Source organism: Mesorhizobium sp. U510 (assembly GCF_059180695.1).
Map to the genome: position 1 here is coordinate 4,092,755 of NZ_CP180532.1, position 26,352 is coordinate 4,119,106.

At 63.2% G+C, this 26,352-nt stretch carries 22 protein-coding genes and 1 pseudogene; 12 read left to right on the forward strand and 11 right to left on the reverse strand.

What is annotated here, in order from left to right; all coding sequences use genetic code 11:
* The first annotated feature begins 153 nt into the window (after positions 1-153).
* Positions 154-1,332, forward strand: coding sequence for a M24 family metallopeptidase (locus ACLGL5_RS21345; RefSeq protein WP_069091970.1), 1,179 nt, complete (start codon positions 154-156; stop codon positions 1,330-1,332).
* Between the two features lie 70 nt (positions 1,333-1,402).
* Positions 1,403-2,556: pseudogene (locus ACLGL5_RS21350) on the forward strand (M20 metallopeptidase family protein).
* A 56-nt stretch (positions 2,557-2,612) separates the two neighbouring features.
* Here ACLGL5_RS21350 and ACLGL5_RS21355 read toward each other — a convergent pair.
* The 7 genes from ACLGL5_RS21355 to ACLGL5_RS21385 form a co-directional block, all read right to left on the reverse strand.
* A complete protein-coding gene (locus ACLGL5_RS21355) occupies positions 2,613-3,368 on the reverse strand; it encodes an ABC transporter permease (protein WP_069091971.1) in 756 nt (251 codons plus the stop codon).
* On the reverse strand, positions 3,365-4,138 hold the full coding sequence (locus tag ACLGL5_RS21360; RefSeq protein ID WP_069091972.1) for an ABC transporter ATP-binding protein: 774 nt from the start codon (positions 4,136-4,138) through the stop codon (positions 3,365-3,367). Before ACLGL5_RS21360 ends, ACLGL5_RS21355 begins: the two co-directional genes overlap by 4 nt.
* The gene (locus ACLGL5_RS21365; RefSeq protein ID WP_069093393.1) at positions 4,138-5,166 is read right to left on the reverse strand and encodes an ABC transporter substrate-binding protein; all 1,029 of its coding nucleotides are present in this window, start codon (positions 5,164-5,166) and stop codon (positions 4,138-4,140) included. The genes ACLGL5_RS21360 and ACLGL5_RS21365 overlap by 1 nt, the downstream gene beginning before the upstream one ends.
* A gap of 83 nt (positions 5,167-5,249) precedes the next feature.
* Positions 5,250-5,693 (reverse strand): VOC family protein, encoded by a 444-nt coding sequence (locus tag ACLGL5_RS21370; RefSeq protein ID WP_019857737.1) that lies wholly within the window; start codon positions 5,691-5,693, stop codon positions 5,250-5,252.
* Positions 5,690-6,433 (reverse strand): FadR/GntR family transcriptional regulator, encoded by a 744-nt coding sequence (locus ACLGL5_RS21375; protein WP_038646368.1) that lies wholly within the window; start codon positions 6,431-6,433, stop codon positions 5,690-5,692. Before ACLGL5_RS21375 ends, ACLGL5_RS21370 begins: the two co-directional genes overlap by 4 nt.
* Positions 6,430-7,869, reverse strand: coding sequence for an FAD-binding oxidoreductase (locus ACLGL5_RS21380; protein ID WP_069091973.1), 1,440 nt, complete (start codon positions 7,867-7,869; stop codon positions 6,430-6,432). The genes ACLGL5_RS21375 and ACLGL5_RS21380 overlap by 4 nt, the downstream gene beginning before the upstream one ends.
* 254 nt (positions 7,870-8,123) lie before the next feature.
* A complete protein-coding gene (locus tag ACLGL5_RS21385) occupies positions 8,124-9,428 on the reverse strand; it encodes a M23 family metallopeptidase (RefSeq protein WP_038646373.1) in 1,305 nt (434 codons plus the stop codon).
* 307 nt (positions 9,429-9,735) lie between these two features.
* Between ACLGL5_RS21385 and ACLGL5_RS21390 the strand changes: the two genes are divergently transcribed.
* Together ACLGL5_RS21390 and ACLGL5_RS21395 are read left to right on the forward strand one after the other, a co-directional pair.
* Positions 9,736-10,734 carry a sterol desaturase family protein gene (locus ACLGL5_RS21390; protein WP_069091974.1) on the forward strand — a complete coding sequence of 333 codons (999 nt, stop codon included), beginning with the start codon at positions 9,736-9,738 and terminating at the stop codon, positions 10,732-10,734.
* The gene (locus ACLGL5_RS21395; RefSeq protein WP_038646376.1) at positions 10,731-11,861 is read left to right on the forward strand and encodes a GNAT family N-acetyltransferase; all 1,131 of its coding nucleotides are present in this window, start codon (positions 10,731-10,733) and stop codon (positions 11,859-11,861) included. Before ACLGL5_RS21390 ends, ACLGL5_RS21395 begins: the two co-directional genes overlap by 4 nt.
* A 50-nt stretch (positions 11,862-11,911) precedes the next feature.
* On the opposite strand, the gene ACLGL5_RS21400 is transcribed toward ACLGL5_RS21395, so the two are convergent.
* The gene (locus tag ACLGL5_RS21400) at positions 11,912-12,379 is read right to left on the reverse strand and encodes a peroxiredoxin (protein ID WP_038646379.1); all 468 of its coding nucleotides are present in this window, start codon (positions 12,377-12,379) and stop codon (positions 11,912-11,914) included.
* Between the two features lie 95 nt (positions 12,380-12,474).
* On the opposite strand from ACLGL5_RS21400, the gene ACLGL5_RS21405 reads away from it, so the two are divergent.
* On the forward strand, positions 12,475-15,855 hold the full coding sequence (locus tag ACLGL5_RS21405) for a DUF3971 domain-containing protein (protein WP_069091975.1): 3,381 nt from the start codon (positions 12,475-12,477) through the stop codon (positions 15,853-15,855).
* 6 nt (positions 15,856-15,861) lie between these two features.
* On the opposite strand, the gene tyrS is transcribed toward ACLGL5_RS21405, so the two are convergent.
* Positions 15,862-17,115, reverse strand: coding sequence for a tyrosine--tRNA ligase (gene tyrS / locus ACLGL5_RS21410; protein ID WP_064982731.1), 1,254 nt, complete (start codon positions 17,113-17,115; stop codon positions 15,862-15,864).
* Positions 17,116-17,482: 367 nt separating this feature from the next.
* Between tyrS and ACLGL5_RS21415 the strand changes: the two genes are divergently transcribed.
* The 4 genes from ACLGL5_RS21415 to ACLGL5_RS21430 all read left to right on the forward strand — a co-directional run bounded on the left by ACLGL5_RS21415 (position 17,483) and on the right by ACLGL5_RS21430 (position 21,109).
* Complete coding sequence (locus tag ACLGL5_RS21415; RefSeq protein WP_027051599.1) at positions 17,483-18,217, forward strand: glycosyltransferase family 2 protein; 735 nt, start codon at positions 17,483-17,485, stop codon at positions 18,215-18,217.
* Positions 18,210-18,542: a lipid-A-disaccharide synthase N-terminal domain-containing protein gene (locus ACLGL5_RS21420; RefSeq protein ID WP_010909058.1), complete on the forward strand. Its 333-nt coding sequence runs from the start codon at positions 18,210-18,212 to the stop codon at positions 18,540-18,542. The genes ACLGL5_RS21415 and ACLGL5_RS21420 overlap by 8 nt, the downstream gene beginning before the upstream one ends.
* A gap of 41 nt (positions 18,543-18,583) precedes the next feature.
* On the forward strand, positions 18,584-20,233 hold the full coding sequence (locus ACLGL5_RS21425; protein ID WP_069091976.1) for an ArnT family glycosyltransferase: 1,650 nt from the start codon (positions 18,584-18,586) through the stop codon (positions 20,231-20,233).
* Positions 20,234-20,518: 285 nt separating this feature from the next.
* Positions 20,519-21,109, forward strand: coding sequence for a phosphatase PAP2 family protein (locus ACLGL5_RS21430; protein WP_223217740.1), 591 nt, complete (start codon positions 20,519-20,521; stop codon positions 21,107-21,109).
* Here the strand turns inward: ACLGL5_RS21430 and ACLGL5_RS21435 are convergent.
* Entirely contained in the window at positions 21,106-21,756 is a 651-nt protein-coding gene (locus ACLGL5_RS21435) for an FMN-binding negative transcriptional regulator (protein WP_069091977.1), read from the reverse strand. The genes ACLGL5_RS21430 and ACLGL5_RS21435 overlap by 4 nt on opposite strands.
* Before the next feature lie 21 nt (positions 21,757-21,777).
* Positions 21,778-22,452, reverse strand: coding sequence for an alpha/beta hydrolase (locus tag ACLGL5_RS21440; RefSeq protein WP_027046762.1), 675 nt, complete (start codon positions 22,450-22,452; stop codon positions 21,778-21,780).
* Between the two features lie 240 nt (positions 22,453-22,692).
* Between ACLGL5_RS21440 and ACLGL5_RS21445 the strand changes: the two genes are divergently transcribed.
* The 3 genes from ACLGL5_RS21445 (at position 22,693) to sufC (ending at position 26,345) form a co-directional block, all read left to right on the forward strand.
* Positions 22,693-23,856, forward strand: a complete 1,164-nt coding sequence (locus tag ACLGL5_RS21445) for a cysteine desulfurase family protein (RefSeq protein ID WP_069093394.1) — start codon at positions 22,693-22,695, stop codon at positions 23,854-23,856.
* Between the two features lie 188 nt (positions 23,857-24,044).
* Entirely contained in the window at positions 24,045-25,562 is a 1,518-nt protein-coding gene (gene sufB / locus ACLGL5_RS21450) for a Fe-S cluster assembly protein SufB (RefSeq protein ID WP_019857752.1), read from the forward strand.
* A 27-nt stretch (positions 25,563-25,589) separates the two neighbouring features.
* On the forward strand, positions 25,590-26,345 hold the full coding sequence (gene sufC, locus ACLGL5_RS21455; protein WP_038646395.1) for a Fe-S cluster assembly ATPase SufC: 756 nt from the start codon (positions 25,590-25,592) through the stop codon (positions 26,343-26,345).
* Positions 26,346-26,352 lie beyond the last annotated feature (7 nt).

The following is a 26,352-nucleotide window of genomic DNA, read 5'->3' on the forward strand; positions in this document are numbered from 1 at the left end:
AAAAATAAACGAGAGCAACATCCCGCCCAAGAGAGCCGCAAGCCGCACCGGCTTAGGACCTGTTCACCTGCCGCCCTTGGCCGATTGCCGCCATAGCGAAACCGCCTCAATGGTGGCGAGGTTCGCAACCGTCGAAAAATGCATGGAGCAAATATGATCGAACTGCCGTTTGCCCGCGACGAGTACCAGCGGCGGCTTCGCAAGATCCGCGCCGAAATGGCGAAGCGCGGTCTCGAACTCCTTGTCGTCAACGACGTTGCCAACCAGCACTACATCACCGGCTATGATGGCTGGTCATTCTACACGCCGCAGGTGGTGCTGGTTCCCTTGGAGGAGGTCGAGCCGGTCTGGATCGGCCGCGCCATGGATGCGGCTGGCGGGCTGCTCACGGCTTGGATGAAGCCCGAGAATGTCGTTGGCTTCCCGGAGGATCACGTTCAACGCGCCGATCGCCACCCCATGGACTGGATCGCGAGCTGGATCGTCGCCAAGGGATGGGGAAACAGGCATGTCGGCATCGAGCTGGAAGCCTATTATTTCTCGCCGAAAGGCCATGCCCGGCTCGTCGCCGGACTCCCCAATGCGAAATGGCATGACGCCGATCTGCTGGTGAACTGGATCCGCGCGGTCAAATCGGCGCCCGAAATCGCCTATCTGCGCAAGGCGTCGACCCTGGCCGAAGCGGCCGTCGCGCGGGCCTTCGAGGTGATCGCGCCAGGGGTGCGCGAATGCGACGCCATCGCCTCCATCCAGGCGGCGCAGATCGCCGGCAGCCCGGACTTTGCCGGCGATATCACCGCCCTTCCGCCGACCATCCTCGGCGGCGAGAACGCTTCTGCCCCGCATATAATGTGGAGTGACCGGCGGTTTGGAGACAACGAGACGATTGCACTGGAGCTCGCCGGTGTCTGCCGCCGCTATGCCGCCGGGCTTGCAAGAACGATGCAGCTCGGCAAGACGCCGACGCGGGTTGCGGACACGGCAAAGGCGGTGATCGAAGGCATGGACGCGGTGCTCGATGCGGTGAGGCCGGGAACGACTGCCGAGGCGGTCGAGGCTGCATGGCGCAAGGTCATCCAGCGTTACGGACTGAAGAAGGAATCGCGCATCGGCTATTCCATAGGCGTCGCCTATCCGCCGGATTGGGGTGAACACACGATCAGCCTGAGACCCGGCGACAAGACGGTGCTTCAACCCGGCAATGTCGTCCACTCCATCCTCGGCATGTGGATGGACGGTTGGGGCATCGAGGTCAGCGAGACCATTTTGGTGACCGAAACCGGCCATGAAACGCTGACGAAGTTCCCGCGAGAGATCCATGTCAAATCCTAAGGGGGCCGTCGTGGCAGCCAGTGCTGAAAGTTCCGGCACGGTCGCTATCGATGCCGGAATTCTCGACCAGATGATTGAGATCCGCCGGCATCTGCACCGCAATCCGGAACTGTCGAACCACGAAGCCAACACGCAGCGTTATCTCAGGCAGATGCTGGCCGGCGAGGGGATATCAGACATTCGCGATGTCGCCGGCTTTGGCCTCGCGGTCGACATAGTCGGCACCGGCAAGCCGTCGAACCGGAAGATTGCCATTCGCGCTGACATCGATGCCTTGCCGATCGAAGAAGAGTCCGGCGTCGACTATGCGTCGGCCAATCCCGGTGAGATGCATGCCTGCGGCCACGACGCCCACGCATCGATGGGCTTCGCAGTTGCCGCGCATCTGCATAGATCAAGAGCCGATTTTGGTGGCACCGTCCGCCTGATCTTCCAGCCGGCAGAAGAGGATTCGCCCTCGGGCGGCAAACGCGTGGTGGAGGAGGGGCTGCTCGACGATGTCGACGCCGCGATCTGCCTTCACGTCGACCGTATACGCCATCCGGCAAGATCGCGGTCCGTTCGGGTCCCTACACGCTGGCATGCGATACGTTCGACGCCGTCGTAATCGGCGAGGCGGCACATGCGGCAAAGCCCTATGAGGGCATCGATGCTATCGCCGTGGCCTGTTCCATGGTCGGCGAATTGCAGAAGATCGTCTCGCGCGAGATCGACCCTTACGATCCGCTGGTCATTTCCGTCGCCGGCATCAATGGCGGCAGCGCCTACAATGTCGTCGCCGGCAAGGTCGCCTTGAAGGGCACCATCCGCAGCGGCAGCGACGCCACCCGCGAGCGGGCCTGGCGGCGCGTTCGCGAAATCCTGGAGGGCATGGCGGCGAGCCACGGGGCCGATGTGGAGCTCACCATCCACAAGGGCGAGCCGGGTGTGGTCAATGACGGCGAGATGGCCGAGCTGATTGCCGCCAGCGGCAAGGCCTGCATCGGCGCCGACAATGTTCTCGATACGCCCGGATGGACCATTGCCGACGATTTTGGCTATTACAGCGAGAGGCGTCCTTCGGTCTATTTCCGGCTCGGCATCCGCAACGAGGCGGTCGGATCGGTCTTTCCGCTTCACCATCCCAAATTTCGCGTCGACGAAGCCGCCTTGAAGGTTGGCGCGGCCACCCTGGTTGCGGCGGCGACCGGATTTCTGTCGGCGCAGCCGGAAAATACCGACTGATCAAAGCGGTCCAAAGTCGGCTCGTGCAAGCCTGCACGAACCGGTTAGATGCCTGCTCAGTATTTGATGACCCGGCGTTCGACCAGCACTACGGCACAGAACAGCACGATCGACAGGCAAGATGACAGCACGATCGCCGCGTAAAGTCGGTCCGACTGGTAATTGAAGCTCGCCTGGATAATCAGCGCGCCTAGGCCCTTGTCCGAGCCGATCCATTCGCCGACGATGGCCCCGATCACCGCCGTCGCCGAGGCGATCCTGAGCGACGAGAACAGCATCGGCAGTGCGCGGGGCAGGCGCAGGCTCCAGAAAATCTCCGAACGTGTCGCCGACAGCACCCGGAACAGTTCGTGCTCATTGTCGCTGGCCGAATCCAGGCCGCGGATCATGTTCACCAGCGTCGGGAAGAAGCAGATCACCGCGGCGATAACGATCTTCGGCGTCATGCCGAGCCCGAAGATGAGGATGATGATCGGCGACAGTGCCAGGATCGGAATGGTGTTGAAAAACAGCACGATCGGAAAATAGGTGGCCTGCAGGATGCGGTTGCGCACGAACAGGACCGCCAGCAGCACGGCGGCCAGATTGCCGATGACAAAGCCGGCCAGCGCCTCGATCAGCGTCGGCCTCAAATTGTCCATGAGCAGCGCGAAATTTTTCTGGAAGACGCCTGATATGGCTGTCGGCGTCGGCACGATATAGGCCGGGACGCCGAGAAGCGGCAGCAGATACTGCCAGGCGAGCAGCAGCGACGCAGCGCCAAGAACGGGCAGGGCTATCGCCAATTGCGGCGACAGCGGCGCCGGCCTCATGATGCCTGCTCCAGCGCGGCCCGCAGCTCCGCCATGGCGGCGACGATTGCCGGGTCTTCGCGCTTACAACGGTTGCCGTCCTGCTTGAGCGGCCGCATGTCCAGATCCTTGACCAGCCGCCCCGGATTGGCGGCGAGGACAATGACACGCTCGCCGAGATAGGCGGCTTCGGCGATCGAATGGGTGACGAACAGGATCGTCGTTCCCGTGCGCCGCCACAGGTTGAGAAGCTCGTCGTTGAGCCGGTCGCGGGTGATTTCGTCCAGCGCCCCGAACGGTTCGTCCATGAGCAGCAGCTTCGGCTGGCCAAGCAGCGCCCTGGCGATCGCCACACGCTGGCGCTGGCCGCCGGACAGCTGGTGCGGCAGGCGTTCGCCAAAGCCGGCAAGCCCCATCAGCTCTAACAATTCTTCGCTGCGATCCTCGATCTTGCGCGTCAGGCTGCCTTGCCCGACGCCAAGCGGCAGGCGCACATTGTCGCGCACCGTGCGCCAGGGCAGCAGCGTCGAGTCCTGGAAGACAAAGCCGACATCGCGGCGCGAGCGCACCGCATGCGGCGTGTCGCCGAGCACGCTGATCGTGCCGCCGAGCGGGTCGAGCAGGTCGGCGACCACTCTGAGCAAGGTCGACTTGCCGCAGCCGGACGGTCCGAGGATCGACAGGAAGGAGCCGGCCTCGACGCTGAGGTCGAGGCCGGAGAGCACCTTGACGGCCGTCTGGCGGCCGCCATAGCCGACGTCCAGCCGGCTGGCTTCGATCGCGTTCGCCATCAGGCGGCGGGCGCGTCGAGCTTCGGCCGGTCGGCAGCCGAAAGTTCGAGGATCTTGGTGGTGTAGACGTCGGCGGCCTTGGGGCGCCCGTTCGGGTACTGGCCGACCTTGTCGAGCAGCGCCAGCTGCTCTTCGATGGAGGCGAGGTCGAACGTGCCCCAGCCGTCCTTTGCCGTCGCGCCGTCGAACGAGAGCCTCAGCACGAGGTTAACTGTCTTCTCTTCCCAGCCGAGGTCCATTTCGGGATAGGCGGCGACCATCTTCTTCACCGCCTCCTGCGGGTTGGCGTGCACCCAGCCCCAGCCCTTGGCGACCGCGCCGATGAACTTGGCCAGCGTGTCCGGATCCTTTTCGATCGCCGCGTCTGTGGCGAGATAGACATCGGCATAGGAATTCAAGCCGAGATCGCGCACCAGAAGATCGATGCGGTCGTCGCCGACGACGCTGAGCGCCTGCGTGTTGGTGATCCAGCCGCCAATGGCGTCGACATCGCCGCGCACCAGCGGTCCCTTGTCGAAGCCGACATTGATGACGGTGAGGTCGGATGCGCTCATGCCGTTCTTGGCGAGGATCTCGTCCATGACGAAACGCGCCGTCGGCTGGATGCCGATCTTCTTGCCCTTGAGATCGGCCACGCCCTTGATCGGATTCGAGGCCTTTGAGGTGAGCGCGTAGGGGCCGGTGCGGAATCCGCAAGCGATGATCTTCACCGGCACGCCGCTGGCACGCGCCGCAAACAGTTGGGGCGTTTCGGAGAATTGGCCAAGCTGTGCCGCGCCCGATATCACCGGCGGCACGGTCGAGGCGTTCGGGCCGCCCGGGCTGAATTCCACGTCGAGCCCGGCATCCTTGAAGTAGCCATTGGCGACGGCGACGATGTCGCCGATCTGTCCGTTGGACATCAGCCAGTCATACTGGATGACGACCTTGCCGGCGGCCTTCGCGCCCGGAGTCAGCACCAGCTGCATGCCGCCCGATGCCATGGCAACGGCCGCCAGGCCGGATTTCATGAAGCCGCGGCGGTTCATGTCGTGATTCCCATTCATTTTTCGCTCCTGTTGCAAGACTGTCTCGTCTCTTCATTGCGCGCCGTTCCCTTGGCGCGGGTGGTCTACGGCTGTTCGTCGTGGTAGTCGCCGGGGCCGCCGTCGAGCCAGGCGTAGAGTTCCCAAAGCGTGTCGTCCGGGTCGGTGAAGTAGGCGCAGCGCGCGTTCCAGACATAGTTTTCGGGCGGCCCATAAAACGGCACGCCCTTTGCCGTCAGCTCGGCATGCAGTCGATCGATCTCGTCGGGCGCGCCGAGTTGGACGGCGACGCAGACCTTGTGCGCATGGCGCGGCGACCGCAGTTTGGAGACGCCGGCATGCTGGCTGATGTGGTCGATTTCCCAGGCGGCCAGCGTCACGCCTTCGCCATGGAAGTCGGCGAAACCTTCGGCGCGGCGGCGCAAGCGAAAGCCGAGCTTGTCGACATAGAACGCCACCGTCCGCTCGATATCCTCGACGAGAAGGCAGACGTCGGAAATGCGGGTAATGCTTGCGACAGCCATGCTCATTTCCCTCCGCCGGTGCGTTCGCCGCGGGCAGAAGGCAGCTTGACGCCGACACGGTTGGCAGCGCCGATAATATGCGCGCGCATCGCGGCTTCGGCTGCTGCCGGATCGCCGGCGACCAACGCCTCGTAGATGCGCACATGCTCGCCGACATTGACCTCCACCAGATCGTGCAAGGGATTGGTCTGCCGCGCGTAATAGATCGAGCGGCGGATTTGTTCGCAGACGAAGGAAATGAAGGTGTGGATGTAGCTGTTGCCGGTCGCGCGGGCGATTTCGCGATGAAACAGCAGATCGGCGTCGATGCTGCCGTCTTCCCAGCGCTCCTCGCCGCTCATCCGGTCGAGCGCGCCCTTGATCGCGTCGAGATGCTCCTGCTCGCGCCGTTCGGCCGCAAGTGCCGCCGATTCCGCCTCGAGGATGCAGCGCAGCTCGAACAGCCGCTCCATGTTCTGCCCCTCCTTCAGTGTCTCGCGGTCGATGCGGATTGCCGCGCGCTGTTCCGGCGCCAGGACGAAGGAGCCGATGCCTTGCCGTGCCTCGACCATGCCGTCGGCGCGCAACTGCGCGATCGCCTCGCGCACGACGTTGCGGCTGACGCCGAATTTCTCCGAAAGTTGCTGCTCCGTCGGCAGCAGGCTGCCCGGATTGAGATCGCCGGACTCGATCTCGCGGCTGAGGAACGCCGCGACCCGGTGCGGCAGCGCCTCGACAGTGCCGATGGCGGCCAGTCTTTGTTTCATGAAGAAGTCTCCGTCGCGGGAAAGAGGCAGCCGGGGTTCATCAGCCCGCCCGGATCGAGGGCATCTTTGAGTGTGCTGACGAGCCGACGCTGGACTGCTGACATTCCCGCCCAATAGACACGCTGGCGGGTGCGTCCGATGCCATGCTCGGCGCTGATCGAGCCGCCGAGGGCGTTGACGATGTCGTATAGGCCAGTGGTGATGGTGGCGCCCGTGGCGCGGGCGGCGGGCTCGGCAAGGTCGAGCGGCGGCAGGACGTTGAAATGGATGTTGCCGTCGCCCGCGTGGCCGTAGGCCTGGGAAATCCAGCCCGGATGCTGCAGTTCGATAAACTGGCGGGCCTGGGCGATGAGCGTGGGGATGTCGGAGATGCGCACCGAGAGGTCGGTGCGCACATGGTAGCCGCGCTTGGCTTGGCCCTCGACCAACCCCTCGCGAATGGCCCAGAATGCTCTGGCCTGCGCGCCGCTCTCGGCCAGGGCGGCGTCGGTGACGAGGTCTTCTGCCATCGTGCCGGCAAGGAAATCCACCAGCAGGGCGCGCAAATCGATCGCGGCACTCGACGACAATTCGATCAGCACATGGACCGGCGCGGCGACCGGTGCCACGATGTTCGGGTCGGCGAGGCGCGCAAGCTCCATGCATTCCGCGCCGATGATCTCGAAGGCGGATATCAGGTCGCAGCATTGGCGTCGGGCGCGCCTGAACAGCGATATCGCCGCTTCGAATGAGGGGAGCCCCAGATAGGCGGTCTCGACGCGGCCGGGTTTTGGAAAGAGCTTCATCTCGACACCGGTGATGATGCCCAGCGTGCCCTCGGCGCCGATGAAGAGCTGCTTCAGGTCATAGCCGCGATTGTCCTTGCGCAGGCCAGAAAAGCCGTTCCACAACGCGCCGTCCGGCAGCACAGCTTCCAGGCCGACGATGAGGTCGCGGGCCATACCGTAGCGCAAGACGTTGACGCCGCCGGCATTGCTGGCGGCGTTGCCGCCGATCTGGCAGCTGCCTTGCGCGCCGAGCGACAGCGGAAACAGGCAGTCCTGCTCGTCGGCGGCGTTCTTGATGTGCTGCAGGATGCAGCCGGCATCGGCCTGTAGGATGAAATTGTCGGCATCGACAAGGCGGATCCTGTTCAGCCGCTCCAGGCTGATCACCACCGCGCCTCGGGCTGTGCCGATGTCGATCGCACCTGCCACAAGTCCGGTGTTCCCGCCTTGCGGGATCATCGCCAGCCCCAGCGTGCCGCACAGCCGGACCGCGGCCTGAACCTCGGCGACCGACGCGGGCTTCAGCACGGCAAGCGCGCCGCCATGATGATCGCCAGACCAGTCCACGAGGTATTTCGCCATGTCGGCCGAATCGGCAGCCACGCCGCTCTGCCCCAGCACATGCTCCAGGGCGGTGAGAACGTCAGGCGAGATGCCGTGGATGGTCATTGTCGGGTCGGCGTTGATGTTGTGGTATATGGTTATACATATCATCCTACAACTTGAATTGTGTCAACACCGACAGGGCCGAAGGCCGTGGACTAGTCGCCTTGCCGGCGCGTGGGGATGATACGTCTGCTGGGAGGCAAAAGAGGCGAAACAGGCGGCCGAAAGCCGCACGGATGGCGATCACTCACCTCGAAATCGAAGCGGGAAGGTCTATTCGAGAGGTATTGAGTGCCAATCAGGTCAGGACTGGCGCCTCAGAGATACTGGGCGACCTTCCTGCCGACGGTGAGGAAGCGCAAGGGATCGATCGCTTCGCCATTGTGGCGCACCTCATAGTGCAGATGCGGGCCGGTCGAGCGGCCGCTGCTACCGGTCTTGCCGACGATGGCGCCGGCGTCCAGCTTCTCGCCCACGGTCACGTCGATTTCGCTGAGATGCCCGTAGCGGGTCGCAAAGCCGTTGCCGTGGTCGACCTCCACCATGCGGCCATAGCCACCGTTCCAGCCGGCCTTGGTAACGATGCCGGGCGCCGTGACCTTGGCCGCCATGCCGATGGGCGCCCTGAAATCCATGCCCGAATGCAGTGCCGCGGTGCCGAGGATGGGATCGGTGCGCACGCCGAACGGGCTGGTGACGGAGTGGCCGGGGGCGGGGTTGGCAAGCGGCAGCTGGCGCGCTTCCTTCTTCAGCTGGTCGAGCGTATCCAGAGCTTCGTCCAGTTCCTTGACCTTGCTGTCGAAGATCATCGAACTGTCGAGCGGGATCAGCGGACCGCCGACATCGCTTTCGTTCTTGCCGAAATCGCTGTCGACCGGCAGTCCGGCCGCCTGCAGCGCCTGCTGGATGGCATCGGCGCTCTTGTAGGCATTGTCTGCAAGCGTGCTGATGCGGGTGAGCTGTTCGTTTTCGATGGATTTCAGCGACTGGTTGATCGAGACGAACAGCTTGTCGGCACGATCAGCGGCTGTATCGCTGGGCAGCGGATCGGTGCGGGTCGACCACAAGGAGAACGGCCTGGTATCGGCAGCACCCAGGTCGGCACCCAGGCTCGCGACCGCATAATTCCGCGCGGGCTGGCTGATGCTGCCGGTCACCTCGGCGTGCTTGTCCGGTTTGGCGGCCGCGGCCGGATCCTCGGCGGGCGCTGCTCCCACCTCGTTCTCGGCGCGCTCGAGCAATGGTCCGAGACGGCCGTGGCGCTGGCTGAGCTGCGTCTGGCGTTCAATCAGTTCGCTGACCTTGTTTTCCATCAATTGCTGGTCGAGCAACTGGCGGCTGGTGATGCGGTCGACCTGGGCGCGAAGCGCCGAGATGCGGTCTTCGTAGGCCTGCTGCATGCGCGCCTGGCGCGCGGTGGTGGCGCCGATCAGGTCGTCGCGCAGCACGAGATAGGAGGTGGCCAGGAGGTAGCCGATGGCAATGGCGGCGAGTGCCGAGCCGATGAATGCCGCGAGCCAGGGCCGGATCGTGAAATGCCTGATCTCGTTGCCGCGGGCTATGATGACCGTGTGGGGTTCCTTGCGCCTGCCGAAGACTGCGGACTGACCGGTTGCGTTCACGGGACCAAGCTTTCGTTTACGACACCACGACAGCTTGATTACACATTATTAGGGTTAACAAAGGCTTGCCTGATCGATCGCCTGGCGCCGAATGCATGCGGCGCGCGCAGAGGGTTGTATGAAAATGGCCAAAGAAGCGTGCGTAATGCCGCGAAATCATTGGCGATGAGCGCCAATCGGCTGCCAGCAGAGCGGCCTGTCGGTCGCGATCAAGGTCTAGGTTTCCTTAACTGTCTTCGATCGCTTTTAATTGACGGTTTTCGATTAGAAGCGGTACCGGGGTTTGGGATTCACTATGGCGGCAGGAATGCTGGGCGATCTGGTTGGCAAGATCCTCGACAAGATCTCGGGCACCAGTTTGCTGGCGACCGGGCTTCTGCTGTTGACTGCTTTTGTCAGCGCGCTCGTCGCCTATTGGCGCACGGTCGAGGAGAAGAGCTGGAAGGAGTTCTTCGAGTTCGTCATCCCGCACGAGGTCATCACCCATCCCTCGGCGAGGGCCGACCTGCTGTTCTGGGTCACGAAAAAAGCCCTGATGCCCTTCCTGATGCTGCCCGCCGGAATAGTCTTCGTCTCGGCGGTGGGCTACGCAACCAACTGGCTGTTTTCGACACTCGTCCAGTTCCAGCCGCCGCTGGTCCAGGGACCGGCAGGCCCGGTGACGGTGCTGATCTTCACCATCACCATGCTGCTTGCCTACGATATTTCCTATTATCTCTATCACGTCGCCCAGCACCGCTATCCGGTGCTCTGGGAATTGCACAAGGTGCATCACTCGGCCGAGGTGATGGTCGGGATCACCAAGGACCGGGTCCACCCGCTCGACGAACTGATGAATCGCGCCTGGGATGGCCTCATCGTCGGCGTCTGCTTCGGCATCTGGTCGCTGATTTCACTGAACCTTGTCGAACTGACCGTCTTTGGCGTCAACGTCTATGTCATGCGCAACATCCTGATGATGGATTTCGTCAGGCACACCCATTTCAAGATTTCGTTCGGCCCGCTCAACAATGTGATCCTGTGTCCGCATTGGCACCAACTGCATCACAGCACCGATCCGCGCCACTACGACAAGAATTTCGGCCTGCTCTTCTCGTTCTGGGACCGACTCTTCGGAACATTGTGCGTGCCGAAACCTGACGAGGACTTCAAGTTCGGACTGGTCGACCGCAATGTGCGCGACTACCAGTCCCTCGCGGGCCTTTATGTGATGCCGCTGAAGCGGATGTGGGGGCATATTGCCAAGCGCATCCGGCCTGCAAAACCACGGACCGTACAGTCATCGGAAGAGGGGACGCGGCCATGAACGCTCCCTTCGTGCTCGCGATCCCGCGGACACGCACCTTCGAAGTCGTGACATCAGCGGCGCGTCTGGCCGAGATCGCACCGGCCTGGGCCGCGCTCTGGCAGCGCGCCGGCGGGCTTGTCTTCCAGCACCCGGACTGGATCGCGGCCTGGTGGCGCACCACCCCGCATCAGCAGCGGCGCACGCTCAGGATCGGGCTTGCCTGGAATGGCGATCGGCTCGACGGCGTGATCGCGCTCGCTACCTTCAAGCGCTCCGGCATCCGCATGCTCGAATGGGCAGCGAAAGATCACAGCGACTATGGTGACGCGCTGGTTGCGCCCGACAGCGATCCGCATGTGATCTCCCGCCTCTGGCAGCATGTTTTTGATCAGGGCGGCTTCGACCTCGTCTATCTCAACCGGCTGCTGCCGGATGCCGGTGTCCGAGGCCTGCTGGATCCGGCCTCGCACCTTCGACCCAACCACCGCAGTGAAATCAGCTACCGTGTCGTCGGCCCCTGGCAAAGTGGGGCGGAATGGTTCGAGACGCTGTCCAAGAAGGCCCGGCAGAACTACCGTCGCGGCCGCAAATTCATGGAGGAAGGTGGGGCGGTGCGTTTCCGCCTGCTGGGTGCGGACGACCCGCGCGAGCCGGTGCTCGCACGGGTCGCGGTGCTGAAGCGCCTCTGGCTCGCCCGGCATGGCCGTGCCTCCGACCTGTTCGACGAGGGCTCGCCCGTTCTCGCCGCGCTGGTTTCGGTGCTGGCCGAGCTCGGGCTGTTGCGCATCTTCGTGCTGGAACTCGACGACACGATCATCGCCGTCTCGATCAATTTCGAGCAGCACGGCACGATGATGGCTTTCGTCACCACCTATGATCCCGAATATGAGCGCGCCTCGCCGGGCATGGTGCTGATGATGGACTATATCCAGTGGTCGCTCGACCATGGCCTTGCCAAAGTCGATTTTCTCTGCGGCGGCGAGGATTTCAAGCGGCGCTTCGCCACGCAATCAGCCAGGCTGTCGTCGATGATCGGCGCGCGCGGTCTGCGCGGTCATCTCGCCGCGCTGGCTGATCGTGTGGTCCATGTCACGGAATCCTGGCGGGCACAGCCGCAGCCGAAAGCGCAAACGTCGGACGAGTAAGCCCATTCCCGCGCGACCGGAATTGTCGATAGCGTCCTGGGCTTTGACGCTCAAAGCGCGCGAACTGCTTCCAGCACTTCCTCGGCATGGCCCTTGACCCGGACCTTGCGCCAAATCCTGGCAATCCGCCCGTCACGGCCGATCAGGAACGTCGCTCGCTCGACGCCCATATATTTGCGGCCATACATCGATTTCTCGACCCACAGATGGTAGGCCTCGATCACCTTGCGCTCCTCGTCGGCGGCGAGGTCGACGGTGAGGTTGTATTTCGATTTGAACTTGTCGTGCTTCTTGACGTTGTCGGGTGACAGACCGATCACGACGGCGCCTGCCTTCTCGAATTCCGGTTTCAGCTGCGAAAAGCTGATCGCTTCCTGGGTGCAGCTTGTTGTGTCGTCCTGTGGATAGAAGTAGAGCACCACGGGTTTGCCGGCCGACGCGGTCAGGCTGAGCGAGCCGCCGCCGTCCCGCGGCAGATCGAATTGCGGCGCAAGATCGCCCACGTCGAGGTCAGCCATATCGATGCCCTTGTTTGAGGTTACGCGCGACGCCACACCGATATAGTGTCGACCGGGGATTCGTCCACGAGCGAATTTGTACAACGGAAGATTGCGTGGATCAGGAGCAACCGCAGCACGAGAAGATCCGGTTCAGGCGTGACGAGATCACCGACCTGGGGGCTTTGCCGTCCGCGTGCCGCGTTCCACCACTCGGCCAGGCGTCGATCGGCCGCGGCTTCCGCATCCTTTCGCGCGTGTTCGCCGGCATGGTCGCGTTCATGGTGCTGGCCGCGGTCGTTGTCTATCTGGTCGGGGCATCCGGGGTCGGCTCCGAGCGGCTTCGGGCGGAAGCGGAGACCGCCATCGAGAAACTCGCCGGTGTCGATGTTAATGTGGCGGTCGGGCCGGCGCGCATCACGCTCGACAGTTCGAGCTTCGTCGCGCTCCAGGTCAGCGACGTCAGCCTGAGGACATCAGACGACAAACCTATGGCGGACGCTGGTCGCGTCCGCTTCGGCATGCGCCTGATCCCGCTTCTTTGGGGAGAGGTGCGGCTGACCAGCGCCAGGATATCGGACGCACACATCGTTGTGGCGGCGATGCCGTCCGGCGGCGACTGGACAGCGCAATTGCGCAACGAGGACGGCCTCGTTGATCCGGAGAGACTGTCCGACGCGCTGTTCGGCAACATACATCGCGCGCTCGACGCCGTACGGGAAGATTCGATGCGCCGGATCGATCTCACCAATGTCGAATTCCTGCTGCCCGACGCGGGGGCGATCAAGTTGGTCAAGATCGCCGACGCCACCGTCTTACAATCGGGGCCGGGCGCTGTGGAGTTTTCCTCGGAGGCGGATGTCGACGGCAGAAAGGTAACGGTTGCCGCCTCCGCCACCCGAGATGTCGCTGCGCATCGCGTGACGGCGCTGAATGCGAGCGTCGATCTGGTATCTGCCGACGAAACCGCTGCCGGCGCCGGGAAGCTGGGCGCGATCGCGTTGAAGCTGACAGGAGCTGAAGGGTCCGGCACCAATGAATCACGGCTGACGGCCTCTCTGTCGTCCGCCGGGTCGGTGCTCGATCTTGGCACGCGCGGCTTGCTCCCGGCCGATGTCGATGTCGACGCGACGCTTGTCCACGGCAGCAACAAGATCCAGGTCGACAGGCTGCTGCTGAAAACCGGCCGGTCTTCTTTCAATTTCGGCGGCTCGATAGGGCCAAAGCCGGCGACAGGGGCGGCGGGCGAGGAACCCTCCTATCGCTATGACCTGACCAGCGACGGGTCGACCCTGGCGCCATCGGAATCGCCCGAGCCCGCGCTGACCTTCCTCGCCCGCATTGCCGGCGTCTATCAGACCAAGAGCCATAAATTGGTGGCCGAGCAGATCGCCGTTCGGTCCGCTGCCTCAGGCGAGGTGCTCGGCACCGCGGCCGTGGCGTTCGTTGACGGCAAGGCCCCCGGGGTCAATCTGGCGCTCAACGTCCATGACATGCCGGTCTCGCACGTCAAGCAGCTGTGGCCATGGTTCTCGGCGCGCAATGCGCGGTTGTGGGTGCTGGATAATCTGTTCGGCGGCCGCGTCGTCGACGCCGACCTCCAGTTCCAGGTCGTGCCGGATCGCCTCGGCAACGGCGTGCCGCTTTCGGCCGAGGAGGTGTTCGGCCGCTTCCAGATCGAAGGCTCGCGTTTTGATACGGCCGGCCGTATTCCGCCGATACGCGACGCCGTCGGCGTCGTCGCCTTCCACGGCAATGACGTCGACATTTCGCTCTCCTCGGGCACCGTTTACATGCCCAGTGGCCGCACCGTGGCGGCCAGCAACGGTACGCTGGCGGTCAAGGCGGCGAACCGCCCGCCGGTCATCGGCGCCCTCGACATCGATGTGGAGGGCGAAGCGCCGGCTGTCGCCGAACTCGCCTCCTACGAGCCGATCAACGCCATGCGCCATGTCGGCTTCCTACCTGAGGACCTGTCCGGCAGCGTCACCGGCCATGTCCGGGCGGACATTCCGCTGCAGTCCGGCGTCGATACCTCGAAACTCGACTGGCTGGTGTCGCTCGACTACACCGGCCTGTCGCTGGCCAAGCCGTTCGAGGGCCAGACCGTGACGGATGCCGACGGCTCGATCACCGTCGATCCCGAAAAAGCGGTGATCTCCGCCAAGGCAGCGCTCAACGGCATTCCTGCCGAACTCGACCTGATCGAGCCGTTGGCGGACAACGGGCCGGCGCGCAGCCGCAAGGTGGCCATGGTGCTCGACGACAAGGTCCGTGCCGCGGCCATGCCAGGCCTGACGCCGCTGCTTGGCGGAACGGTGAAGGTCGCGATCGACAAGAGCGGCGATGGCAACCAGAACGTGTCGGCCGACCTGACCAATGCCAGGCTGGACATTCCCTGGGCCGGCTGGAGCAAGGGGGCAGGGGTTCCCGCTAACGTCACCTTCGTCATGACCAAGGCCGGGGACACCACGACACTGTCCGATTTCAGCCTCGACGGCAAAACATTCTCGATCGACGGCAGCATCGTGCTGATCAACGGCGCCCTGTCGTCGGCCAAGTTCGGCAAGGTCACCTTGAACCGGGGTGACGATGTCGCGATTTCGGTGAAACGGTCAGGCAAGGGCTACGCCGTCGACATCAATGGCAACGCGCTCGACGCCCGTTCGCTCATCAAGCAGTTCACATCCGATGTGGACACCGCGACCAAGACGACCGGAACAGACAACATTTCCGTCAGCGCCGACGTCGAGCAGCTCACAGGCTTCCATGACGAGCAATTGTCCAATTTGAAGCTCGACTACAGCGCGGCCGGCTCAAGGGTGAACGGGCTGAAGGTCAGCGCCACGGCAAGTTCGGGCGCGGCCATCACCATCAGCAACACAACCGGCGACGGCCGGCGCTCGCTCAACGTGAAGTCAGCGGACGCCGGCGCGATATTGAGGTTCCTGAACGTCTACGAGCATATGGAAGGCGGCTCGATCATGCTGGCGCTGACCGGGGCCGGCGACGGGCCGATGAAGGGCAAGGTCGACACCAGCAACTTCTTCATCGTCAACGAACCGAAGCTCGCCTCCATCGTCTCGACCACGCCGGCCGGCGACAACCGCAGCCTCAACCAGGCGGTCAAGGGCAATCTCGACACGTCGCGGGTCAAGTTCGAACGCGGTTATGCCGAGATCGAGAAAGGCAGCGGCTATCTGAAGCTGGCCAATGGCGTGCTGCGCGGTCCGCGCATCGGCACGACGTTCCAGGGCATCCTCTACGACCAGAACAACAATATGGACATGACCGGCACCTTCATGCCGGTCTATGGCCTCAACCGCATCTTCGGCGAATTGCCCATCGTTGGCGCGCTGCTGGGCAACGGCCGCGACCGAGGCCTGATCGGCGTCACCTATCGGCTCAGGGGCAATGCCAACAAGCCGGTGCTCGACGTCAACCCGCTGTCGGTGATCGCGCCGGGCATATTCCGGTCGATCTTCGAATATCGATGAACGGCCTCAGGCCGGCCGCACCAGAACGTGTTTTTTCTTGCCCAATGAGAGCTTTACGACGTTTTCCGGACTCAAATCCTGTAGCGTGACCATACGGCGGTCGTCATTGACCGTCTGGTCGTTGATGCGAACCGCTCCGCCTTGGATGTGGCGCCGCGCCTCGCCATTGGACGAAGCCAGCCCGGCCGTGACCAGCAGCGACAGGATGCCGATGCCGGCTTCGAGTGCTGCCTTGTCGGCCCCGACGGTCGGCAATGTGTCGGCGAGCGCCCCTTCCTCGAACGTCTTGCGCGCGGTTTCCTCGGCCTGGTTTGCCGCCTCGCGGCCGTGGACGATCGCAGTCGTCTCCGTGGCCAGGATCTTTTTGGCCTCGTTGATCTCGGAGCCGCCAAGCGCGGCCAGGCGCGCGATCTCGTCGAGCGGCAGGCGGGTGAATATCTTCAGGAAGCGCTCGACATCGGCATCCTCGGTGTTGCGCCAGTACTGCCAGAAATCATAGGGCGAGAAGAGGTCGCCGTTGAGCCAGACCGCACCCTTTGCCGACTTGCCCATCTTGGCGCCTGACGATGTCGTGAGCAGCGGCGTGGTCAGGGCGTAAAGCTGCGGCGTGCCCATGCGATGGCCGAGATCGACGCCATTGATGATGTTGCCCCACTGGTCCGATCCGCCCATCTGCAGGCGGCAGTTCTGGCGCCGGGCGAGCTCGACGAAATCGTAGCCCTGCAGGATCATGTAGTTGAATTCGAGGAACGACAACGACTGCTCACGGTCGAGCCTGAGCTTGACGCTGTCGAAGGTCAGCATGCGGTTGACGGAGAAATGCCGGCCGACGTCGCGCAGGAACTCGACATAGTTGAGCTTCATCAGCCAGTCGGCATTGTTGACCATGATGGCGTCGTTCGGGCCGTCGCCGAAGCGCAGGATGCGGCCGAAGATGCGCTTGATGCCTTCGATGTTGGTGGCGATCGCCTCGGGCGTCAAAAGGCTGCGCTGGTCGTCGCGGAAGGACGGGTCGCCGATCATCGACGTGCCGCCGCCCATCAGTGCGATCGGACGGTGTCCGGTTTCCTGCAGCCAGTAAAGCATGGTCGCCGAGATCAGATTGCCGATATGCAGGCTGGTGGCGGTGGCGTCGTAGCCGACATAGGCGGTGACCGTTTCCTTGGCGAAAAGCTCGTCGAGGCCGGTCTCATCCGAAATCTGGTGGATGAAGCCGCGCTCGCTCATCGTGCGCAGGAAATCGGATTTGAAGGCAGGCATGTTTTCTTTCCCGAAAGCGTCCGCCCGGTCCGGCGGGGGCATATGTGAACGGGCGCGTTTAGCATCCAAGCGCGATCAGCAAAAGTGGAATCCGGTTTTGCGTCAGATCGCGCGCCAACCGGGAGGTTGCGATCAGCAAAAGTGGAATCCGGTCTTGCGCCGGATTGCCTCTGCGCCAAGGATCATGAGTTCCTGACGATCATCGGTTGTTGAAACGGTGCATCGCGCCTTACGGCACGAATGCTTGCTTCATCGTTTCGGCTGGCGTAATGAGGCGCCGCGCCAAAGGTTCTTGCAGCCCACGACCTCGAGCGGCACCGCACGGCATCCATCAATGCCACATTCGACGACAGAGCCCCGACGCGACATGCCGGACGCATTGATATCCATCGTCATTCCTTGCAGGAACGAGGCGGCAAACCTGCCGCTCTTGATCGACGAGATCGAGGCGGCGATGGCCGGGCGCGACTTCGAACTGATCATCGTCAATGACGGCTCGACCGACGAGACGGCTGCCGTGCTTACCGAACAGGCGGCGCTTCGTTCCTTTCCGGTGCGGGAACTGCGGCACCAGAAATCCGCCGGCCAGAGCCTTTCCGTGCGCTCGGGCGCCTGGGCGGCTCGCGGCGGCATCGTCGCCACCATCGACGGCGACGGCCAGAACGATCCGCAATACATTCCGGTGCTGGTCGACGCCCTGCGGCAGGCCGGGCCGGATTTCGGCGCCGCCCAGGGGCAGCGCCTCAAGCGCCGCGACAGCAAGGTCAAGCAACTGGCGTCGCGCTTCGCCAACTGGCTGAGAAACGCCATCCTGCATGACGAGACCCGCGACACCGGCTGCGGCCTGAAGGCGGTTCACACCGACATCCTGCGCAAACTGCCGTTCTTCGACGGCACCCATCGCTTCGTCCCGGCCCTGGTCATCCAGGAAGGCTATCGCGTCGTGCATTGCGATGTCGTGGATCGCTCGCGCCGGCACGGCAAGTCGAATTACGGCATTTTCGACCGCGGCCTGCAGGGCGCGCTCGATCTCGGCGGTGTCTGGTGGCTGCGCCGCAGGCGCCGCAGAATGCCAAAAGTAGAGGAAATCAAGCGTGTTTAACGTGCTTCAGGAACTGGGGACCTGGCTTCACCAGGTTTTCATCAAGCAATTCGATGCGTGGATCCTGCTCGGCTTCGTTGCGCAGTTCTTCTTCACCATGCGCTTCGTCGTACAATGGCTGGCTTCGGAAAAGGCCAAGCGCAGCGTCGTGCCGGTGGCCTTCTGGTTCTTCTCCCTGTTCGGCGGCGGCCTGCTTCTGATCTATGCCATCCAGCGCCAGGATCCGGTCTTCATCGCCGGCCAGGCCATGGGCATGTTCATCTATATCAGAAATCTCTGGCTGATCGCCAATGAGCGCAAGGCGGCGATGACCAAGGTCGATTGAGCGGCCCGTCACTGCGAGAAAATGGTTAGAGAGGCTGATGCATGGCGCTGAACAGGAACTACATTTTTCTCTTCCTGTTCAGCCTGGCGATGACGCTTTCGGGGCTGGCATCGCTGCCGCCGATCGACCGTGACGAGTCGCGCTTCGTTCAGGCGACCAAGCAGATGGCCGAGAGCGGCGACTATGTCGACATCCGCTTCCAGGAGGCCTCGCGCTACCAGAAGCCGATCGGCATTTACTGGCTGCAGTCGGCGGCGGTGACGCTGAGCGGCAAAGGCGCCGAGGCGCCGATCTGGGTCTATCGCACGATCTCGGCACTGGGCATTGCCATCGCGGTGCTGGCGATCGCCTGGACGGGAACCAATCTTTTCGGCGCCAATGCCGGCATCGCCGCCGGCCTGGTGATGGCGGCGATCTTCGCCACGGCCTTCGAGGGGCGCGACGCCAAGACCGATGCGATGCTGCTGGCCTGCTGCGTGGCGGCGCAAGGCGCGCTGGCGCAGATCTATTTCGCGTCGCGCCGCAATGAACCGGTCGCCGGTCATCTCTGGTGGATTTTCTGGATCGCGCAAGGCGCGGCGATCCTCATTAAGGGGCCGATTGCGCCGCTGTTGTCGGCGCTGACCATCGCGGTGCTGTTCGCGTTCGAACGTGACGGTCGCTGGCTGGCGAAGCTCAGGGTCGGACGCGGCCTGTTGCTCGTCGTGGTCATCGCACTACCCTGGCTTGCCGCGATCACCTGGAAAAGCCATGGCGCCTTCCTGCAGCAAGCCGTCGGCAAGGACATGCTCGGCAAGGTCGCGTCGGGCGAGGAATCACACGGCCTGCCCCCTGGTTTTTACATGCTGACCTATTCGCTGTTCATGTGGCCTTTCGGGCTGATCGCGGTCGGCGCCGGCCTCCAGGCCCTCAACCGTATGCGCGACGATGTCAGGCTGCGCTTCTGCCTCGCCTGGTACATCCCGTTCTGGCTGGTGTTCGAGCTGATCCCGACCAAGCTGCCGCATTATGTGCTGCCGGCCTATCCCGGCATGGCTCTGCTGATCGGCTGGCTGCTGATGTTGCAGCCTGAGGACGCCAATGCACCGCTCAAGCGCTGGCAGCAATGGCTGTGGTGGTCGACCGCATTTGGTCTCGTCGTGGTCAGCCTCGGCCTGGCGGCGGTCTGCATTGGAGCGCCGATCTATCTCACCCACAGCTTCTCCTGGTGGAGCATACCGGCGGCCGCCGCCGCACTGGGCACGGGCTATTTTGCCTTTTCGCGGCAGTTGCAGGTGCCGCTGCCCCGCATCGGAGCCACCGCCGCCTGTGCCGGCATCACCTATGCCCTGCTGTTCGGCGTCATCGCCCCATCGCTGAAGCCGATCTGGCTGAGCCCGGCGATCAAGCAGGCGGTGCTTGCCAACAAGCCTTGCGCCATGACGGTGCTGGCCTCTTCGCGTTATCAGGAGCCGAGCCTGGTGTTCCTGGTCGGCACCAAAACGGTGCTGACTGATGTCGGCGGCGTGGCACAGCATCTGCTTGCCGATCCTGCCTGCGCGCTGGGGCTGGCGCCGATCGAGGACGAGCAGAAACTGAATGGCATGCTGTCGGTGCAAGGCAAATCGATGAACCGGGTCGCGGAAGTTGATGGCCTCAACTATTCGTCGGGAGACAAATTGTCGCTCGGCCTCTATCGTGTGGCCCCATGACGGCTCGTCGATGCCCATGACGGCAACAATGGGGTCGAATTCCCAATGCTCGTAAAATCGCGCCCTACAGTTTCCGGTCGGCTCCTTGGGGTAGGGCGCCGATCCCTGAGCAATTTTCGCGACACCACGCAGATCGTCAGAAGGCGCTTTGCCGCTCGTCCCGCGCGCTACCCCAACATCGCATGGCCGGTCTGGCTCGTTGTTTGGGTGTTGCTGACGGCGGCGGCCTTTGTTCGCCTCGATACACCGGCAGGGATGGTCCACGGCCAATGGTCAGGAGCCGGGGTGGCTGAATTCCTGACCCAGTTCGCTCTCGGCGGCTGGTACCTGATCCCGTCGGCGCTTTTGCTCGTTGGGGCCAATCTGACCGATTGGCGCAGCCTTTCACGGCGATCGCTGATGCTCGTCTACAACTGGACTTGCCTGGCTTTTCTGGTGCTGAGCGCCGTCGGCCTGTCGGGCCTGCTGGTCAATGTCCTGAAATATGCGATCGGCCGGGCCCGCCCGCTCTACTTCCAGGATTTTGGCGTGCTCGCCCTGCACCCCTTCGCCTTTGACGCGCGCTTCGCCGGTTTTCCATCCGGCCATGCCACGACGATGGGGGCGGTGTTCGGCGTTCTCCTGCTCTTGTTTCCGCGGCGTTGGTACATCGCCCTGGTGATCACCGCCTGCCTCGCCTCGACCAGGGTTTTCGTCGGCGCGCACTATCCGAGCGATACGGTGGCCGGCTTCGGCCTTGGCTGCACCTTCGCGCTGGCTTGCGGGCTGGTCTTTGCCCGGCTCGGCTTCATCTTCCGTCCGACGCCCTCAGGGTTGCCGGTCCGCAAGGCATCGTTCCGGCTGATTGCTCCGGAAAATAAGTCGTTGCCCGATTAATTGCTGTCCAGGCCGCCGTAGGACCTTACCAAGCGAGCCATGTCGGACGCGTTAGCGACTTCGCTTTCCAGCCCCTGCGCCACGCCGGCGCGATCGGCGACGGGGCGGTTCTGGCTGACCTTCCACTTGCCGTGGATCTCGCCGATCTCGATCTCCAGCCCGATAATGCCTTTGATCTGCGACTGGATGAAGGGCGGCGGCGCATCGGTCACTGCCCAGGGCGCCTGGCGGGTCCCTTCCTGGGAAGCGGTCAGATCGCCGATCTGCCGCGTCAGCCACTCCTGGTCGTCGATCACCTTTACGGTGCCGCGTACCTGCACGATGGCGTAGTTCCAGGTCGGCACCACCTTGCCGGTCTCGCGCTTGGTCTCGTACCAGGAGGGCGTCACATAGGCGTCGGCGCCCTGGAAGACGATGAGCACGGGCGACGCCGGATTGTCGGCAATGAGGCGCCAGTGCGGGTTGGCCTTGGCCAGGTGAGCCCGCAGTCGACCGTTCGGCGCCGCTGCGGCGTCGAGCAGGAAGGGAATGGCGTTGGCGACCGGGCCGTCAGGCCCGTTCGAGATCAGCATTCCGAGCGGATGCGCCCTGATCAGTCCATGCAGCACGTCGGGCCGCGTTTCCTGGAAATGGGGAGGCTCGTACATCGGCGCTGGCGCCTTTCCTGCTTATCTCAGCCGCTTGGGCCGCGGATCGGACAATTCGCCCGCCAGCCGGCGATCGAGATAGTCCGCGCATTCCTCGATCAAAAGATCGGCGTGGTTGGCGAAGAAGTGGTTGGCGCCGGGCAGGGTCTTCTGCGTGATGGTGATGCCCTTCTGCGTGTGCAACTTGTCGACCAGGCCTTGCACATCCTTCGGCGGCGCCACCTTGTCGGCATCGCCATGGATGATCAGGCCCGATGACGGGCAAGGCGCCAGGAACGAGAAGTCATAGGTGTTGGGCTGCGGCGCGATCGATATGAAGCCCTCGATCTCCGGCCGGCGCATCAAAAGCTGCATGCCGATCCACGAGCCGAATGAATAGCCAGCGACCCAGCAGCTCTTGGAATCCGGGTGCAGCGACTGGACCCAGTCGAGTGCGGCGGCGGCATCCGACAATTCGCCGGTGCCGTGGTCGAATTCGCCCTGGCTGCGGCCGATGCCGCGGAAATTGAAGCGCAGCGTGGTGAAATCGCGCTTCTGGAACATATAGAAGAGGTCGTAGACGATCTTGTTGTTCATCGTGCCGCCGAACTGCGGATGGGGATGCAAGACGATGGCGATCGGCGCGCTCTTTTCCTTGGAGGGCTGGTAGCGTCCCTCCAGGCGGCCGGCCGGACCGGTGAAAATGACCTCAGGCATGAAATACTCCACTTGGGTAATACGAATGCGCGGCGCCCGGAACGAGTCTTCCTCTGGCCTTGACGCAGGGCGAGCGTCTTCTTAGAAGCTAGTTTAGAACTATTCAAAACTGAGTGGCCAGACGTCGAGCCCGGCCACCCGCGCCGCAAGCCGCGTAAATAGGACGGCTCGCCTTGGAATTTCAAGGAAATAACGCCATACGACGACCGAATGGCTTCTGATGGGATCAACTGGACGAAAATGGCCGCAAAACGCGCCTATCTCGACTATAATGCCAGTGCGCCGCTGCTTCCAGCGGCACGCGAGGCTATGGTCGCGGCGCTTGACGTGGCGGCCAACCCGTCATCGGTCCATGCCGAAGGCCGCGCCGCGCGGCGCCTGATCGAGACGGCAAGGCGCGAGGTCGCGGCTCTGGTCAATGCCAGGCCCGAACATGTCGTTTTCACCTCGGGCGCGACAGAAGCCGCCTCGACGTTGCTGTCCCCCGATTGGCAGATGGGGCGCGGCAGCGTGCGCATGAGCCGACTCTACGTCTGCGAGGCCGATCATCCCTGCCTGTTGAATGGCGGACGCTTCCCGGCGGGGCAGGTGACGCGCATCGGCGTCGATGCCAACGGCATTGCCGACCTTGCGGCCTTGGCCGGGGCACTTGCAGGTCATGACAAGGCCGATGGCCTGCCGCTGGTCGCGATCCATGGCGCCAACAACGAGACCGGCGTGATCCAGCCGATCGATCGCATCGCCGAAATCGTCAAGGCCGCTGGCGGCATTCTTGTCGTCGATGCCGTTCAGGCCGCAGGCCGCGTTTCCATCGACATGTCAGCGGGTTACGCCGATTATTTGATTCTGTCTTCGCACAAGATCGGCGGTCCCAAGGGCGTCGGCGCCATCGTCGCCGCCGCCGATCTGATGATGCCGAAGCCCCTGATCAATGGCGGCGGCCAGGAAAAGGGCCATCGCGGTGGCACGGAAAACCTCGCCGCCATATCAGGCTTTGGTGTCGCCGCGCGCGAAGCACTGGCCGGCCTGCCGGCGATCGATGCGGTGCGCCAGCACCGCGACGAGATCGAAGCCATCGTGAAAATGCTGGCGCCAGACGCGGAAATCTTTGGAACCGACGCGCCAAGGCTTGCCAACACGACATTCTTCGCTATTGCGGGCATCAAGGCCGAAACCGCGCAGATCGCCTTCGATCTCGCCGGTGTGGCGCTGTCGGCCGGCTCCGCCTGTTCGTCGGGCAAGGTCGGGCCGAGCCACGTGCTGAAAGCCATGGGCTATGGCGACAGTCTTGGCGCCTTGCGCGTGTCGATCGGTGCTGCGACGGGCGCCGAGGACATTGAATTGTTCCGAACCGCGCTGGCGGGAATTGCCCAGCGCCGGGCGGGCAGGGAACAGGCCGCCTGACGCGGTGAAAGGGAATTCAGGCTTCGCAGCCTGGTAGAGCCGTGCGTTTGCAAGTGGCCGGGTGAATTTCCGGTCGAAACGCACTATATGGGACTTACGCCACTTCCGGCGCCTCAAGGGGCTGCCGTTCGCGGTGCCATAGTTTGAAAACTGCCGGGCCTTGACCCCGGCGTGGATGGAGAACGCATATGCCTGCTGTGCAGGACACGATCGATCGGGTCCGAAAGATCGACGTCGACCAATACAAATACGGATTCCAGACCGAGATTGCTGTCGACAAGGCCCCCAAGGGCCTGAGCGAAGACATCATCCGTTTCATTTCGGCCAAGAAGGACGAGCCGTCCTGGATGCTGGAATGGCGTCTGGAGGCCTATCGGCGCTGGCTGACGCTGGAAGAGCCGACCTGGGCGCGCGTCCACTATCCGAAGATCGATTTCCAGGACATCTACTACTATGCCGCGCCCAAGAGCACGCCCGGCCCGTCCTCGCTCAGCGATGTCGATCCGGAACTCTTGAAGGTCTACGAAAAGCTCGGCATTCCGCTGCGCGAGCAGGAGATCCTCGCCGGCGTGCAGAAGACCGACGCCTCGGAGCTCGAGGAGCCCAGCGACAACGTCTACAAATCCGGCCGCGTCGCCGTCGACGCGGTGTTTGATTCCGTCTCCGTCGTCACCACATTCAAGAAGGAGCTGGCGCAGGCCGGCGTCATCTTCTGCTCGATCTCGGAAGCCATCCGCGAGCATCCGGAACTGGTTCAGAAATATCTCGGCTCGGTCGTGCCGACCTCGGATAATTTCTACGCCACGCTGAATTCGGCTGTCTTCACCGACGGCTCGTTCGTCTTCGTGCCCAAGGGTGTGCGCTGCCCGATGGAGCTGTCGACCTATTTCCGCATGAACGAGAAGAACACCGGCCAGTTCGAGCGCACGCTGATCATCGCCGAGGAGGGGGCTTACGTCTCTTATCTCGAAGGCTGCACTGCGCCGCAGCGCGACGAGAACCAGCTGCATGCCGCAGTCGTCGAACTGGTGGCGCTCGACGACGCCGAGATCAAATATTCGACCGTGCAGAACTGGTACCCCGGCGACGCCGAGGGCAAGGGCGGCATCTACAATTTCGTCACCAAGCGCGGCGACTGCCGTGGCGACCGCTCGAAGATTTCGTGGACGCAGGTTGAGACCGGTTCGGCCATCACGTGGAAGTACCCGAGCTGCATCCTGCGCGGCGACGACTCTTCCGGTGAGTTCTATTCGATCGCCGTTTCCAACGGTTATCAGCAGGTCGACTCGGGCACCAAGATGATCCATCTCGGCAAGAACACGTCGAGCCGCATCATCTCCAAGGGCATCGCCGCCGGCTTCTCGCAGAACACCTATCGCGGCCAGGTCTCGGCGCACCGCAAGGCGACCAACGCCCGCAACTTCACCAACTGCGACAGTCTGCTGATCGGCGACCAGTGCGGCGCGCATACCGTACCTTACATGGAAGCCAAGAACTCGACGGCGCAGTTCGAGCATGAGGCGACGACTTCGAAGATTTCCGAGGACCAGAAATTTTACGTCATGCAGCGCGGCATTCCCGAGGAGGAAGCCATCGCGCTGATCGTCAATGGCTTCGTCAAGGATGTCATCCAGCAACTGCCGATGGAGTTTGCCGTCGAGGCGCAGAAGCTGATCGGTATCTCGCTTGAGGGCTCGGTCGGCTGACCGGACAGATATTCAGGAAACAAAAGAATGCTTGAGATCAAGAACCTGCATGCCCGCATCGTCGATGACGGCACCGAAATCATCCGCGGCCTGAATCTGACGGTGAAAGCCGGCGAGGTCGCCGCGATCATGGGCCCGAACGGCTCGGGCAAATCGACGCTGTCCTATATCCTTGCCGGCCGCGAGGACTATGAAGTCACCGAAGGCGACATCCTCTACAACGGCCAGTCGATCCTCGAAATGGATCCGGCCGAGCGCGCCACGTCGGGCATTTTCCTCGCCTTCCAGTACCCGATGGAGATACCGGGCGTGGCGACCATGGAATTCCTGAAAGTGGCCATGAACGAGCAGCGCAAGGCGCGTGGCGAAGAGCCGCTGAAAATCCCCGAATTCCTCAAGCGGGTGAAGGAAGCCGCGGCCTCGCTCAGCATGGACATGGCGATGCTGAAGCGGCCGCTCAATGTCGGCTTCTCCGGCGGCGAGAAGAAGCGCGCCGAGATTTTGCAAATGAAGCTGCTGGAGCCAAAACTTTGCGTGCTCGACGAGACCGATTCCGGCCTCGACATCGATGCGCTGAAGATCGTTTCCGACGGCGTCAACGCGCTGCGTGCACCCGACCGGGCCTTCCTGGTCATCACCCACTACCAGCGCCTGCTCGAGCACATCGTGCCTGATAGCGTGCACGTGCTCTACAGGGGCCAGGTCATCAAGTCCGGCGACAAGTCGCTGGCGCTCGACCTCGAAGCCAATGGCTATGCCGGCGTGATCGGCGAAGCCGCGTGAGATGCCA

Bases quoted from the DNA above. Each gene is read 5' to 3' on its own strand.
- ACLGL5_RS21345 (WP_069091970.1), top strand. From the start codon at position 154: ATGATCGAACTGCCGTTTGCCCGCGACGAGTACCAGCGGCGGCTTCGC.
- ACLGL5_RS21355 (WP_069091971.1), bottom strand. From the start codon at position 3,368: ATGAGGCCGGCGCCGCTGTCGCCGCAATTGGCGATAGCCCTGCCCGTT.
- ACLGL5_RS21360 (WP_069091972.1), bottom strand. From the start codon at position 4,138: ATGGCGAACGCGATCGAAGCCAGCCGGCTGGACGTCGGCTATGGCGGC.
- ACLGL5_RS21365 (WP_069093393.1), bottom strand. From the start codon at position 5,166: ATGAACCGCCGCGGCTTCATGAAATCCGGCCTGGCGGCCGTTGCCATG.
- ACLGL5_RS21370 (WP_019857737.1), bottom strand. From the start codon at position 5,693: ATGAGCATGGCTGTCGCAAGCATTACCCGCATTTCCGACGTCTGCCTT.
- ACLGL5_RS21375 (WP_038646368.1), bottom strand. From the start codon at position 6,433: ATGAAACAAAGACTGGCCGCCATCGGCACTGTCGAGGCGCTGCCGCAC.
- ACLGL5_RS21380 (WP_069091973.1), bottom strand. From the start codon at position 7,869: ATGACCATCCACGGCATCTCGCCTGACGTTCTCACCGCCCTGGAGCAT.
- ACLGL5_RS21390 (WP_069091974.1), top strand. From the start codon at position 9,736: ATGCTGGGCGATCTGGTTGGCAAGATCCTCGACAAGATCTCGGGCACC.
- ACLGL5_RS21395 (WP_038646376.1), top strand. From the start codon at position 10,731: ATGAACGCTCCCTTCGTGCTCGCGATCCCGCGGACACGCACCTTCGAA.
- ACLGL5_RS21400 (WP_038646379.1), bottom strand. From the start codon at position 12,379: ATGGCTGACCTCGACGTGGGCGATCTTGCGCCGCAATTCGATCTGCCG.
- tyrS (WP_064982731.1), bottom strand. From the start codon at position 17,115: ATGCCTGCCTTCAAATCCGATTTCCTGCGCACGATGAGCGAGCGCGGC.
- ACLGL5_RS21415 (WP_027051599.1), top strand. From the start codon at position 17,483: ATGCCGGACGCATTGATATCCATCGTCATTCCTTGCAGGAACGAGGCG.
- ACLGL5_RS21425 (WP_069091976.1), top strand. From the start codon at position 18,584: ATGGCGCTGAACAGGAACTACATTTTTCTCTTCCTGTTCAGCCTGGCG.
- ACLGL5_RS21435 (WP_069091977.1), bottom strand. From the start codon at position 21,756: ATGTACGAGCCTCCCCATTTCCAGGAAACGCGGCCCGACGTGCTGCAT.
- ACLGL5_RS21440 (WP_027046762.1), bottom strand. From the start codon at position 22,452: ATGCCTGAGGTCATTTTCACCGGTCCGGCCGGCCGCCTGGAGGGACGC.
- ACLGL5_RS21445 (WP_069093394.1), top strand. From the start codon at position 22,693: ATGGCCGCAAAACGCGCCTATCTCGACTATAATGCCAGTGCGCCGCTG.
- sufB (WP_019857752.1), top strand. From the start codon at position 24,045: ATGCCTGCTGTGCAGGACACGATCGATCGGGTCCGAAAGATCGACGTC.
- sufC (WP_038646395.1), top strand. From the start codon at position 25,590: ATGCTTGAGATCAAGAACCTGCATGCCCGCATCGTCGATGACGGCACC.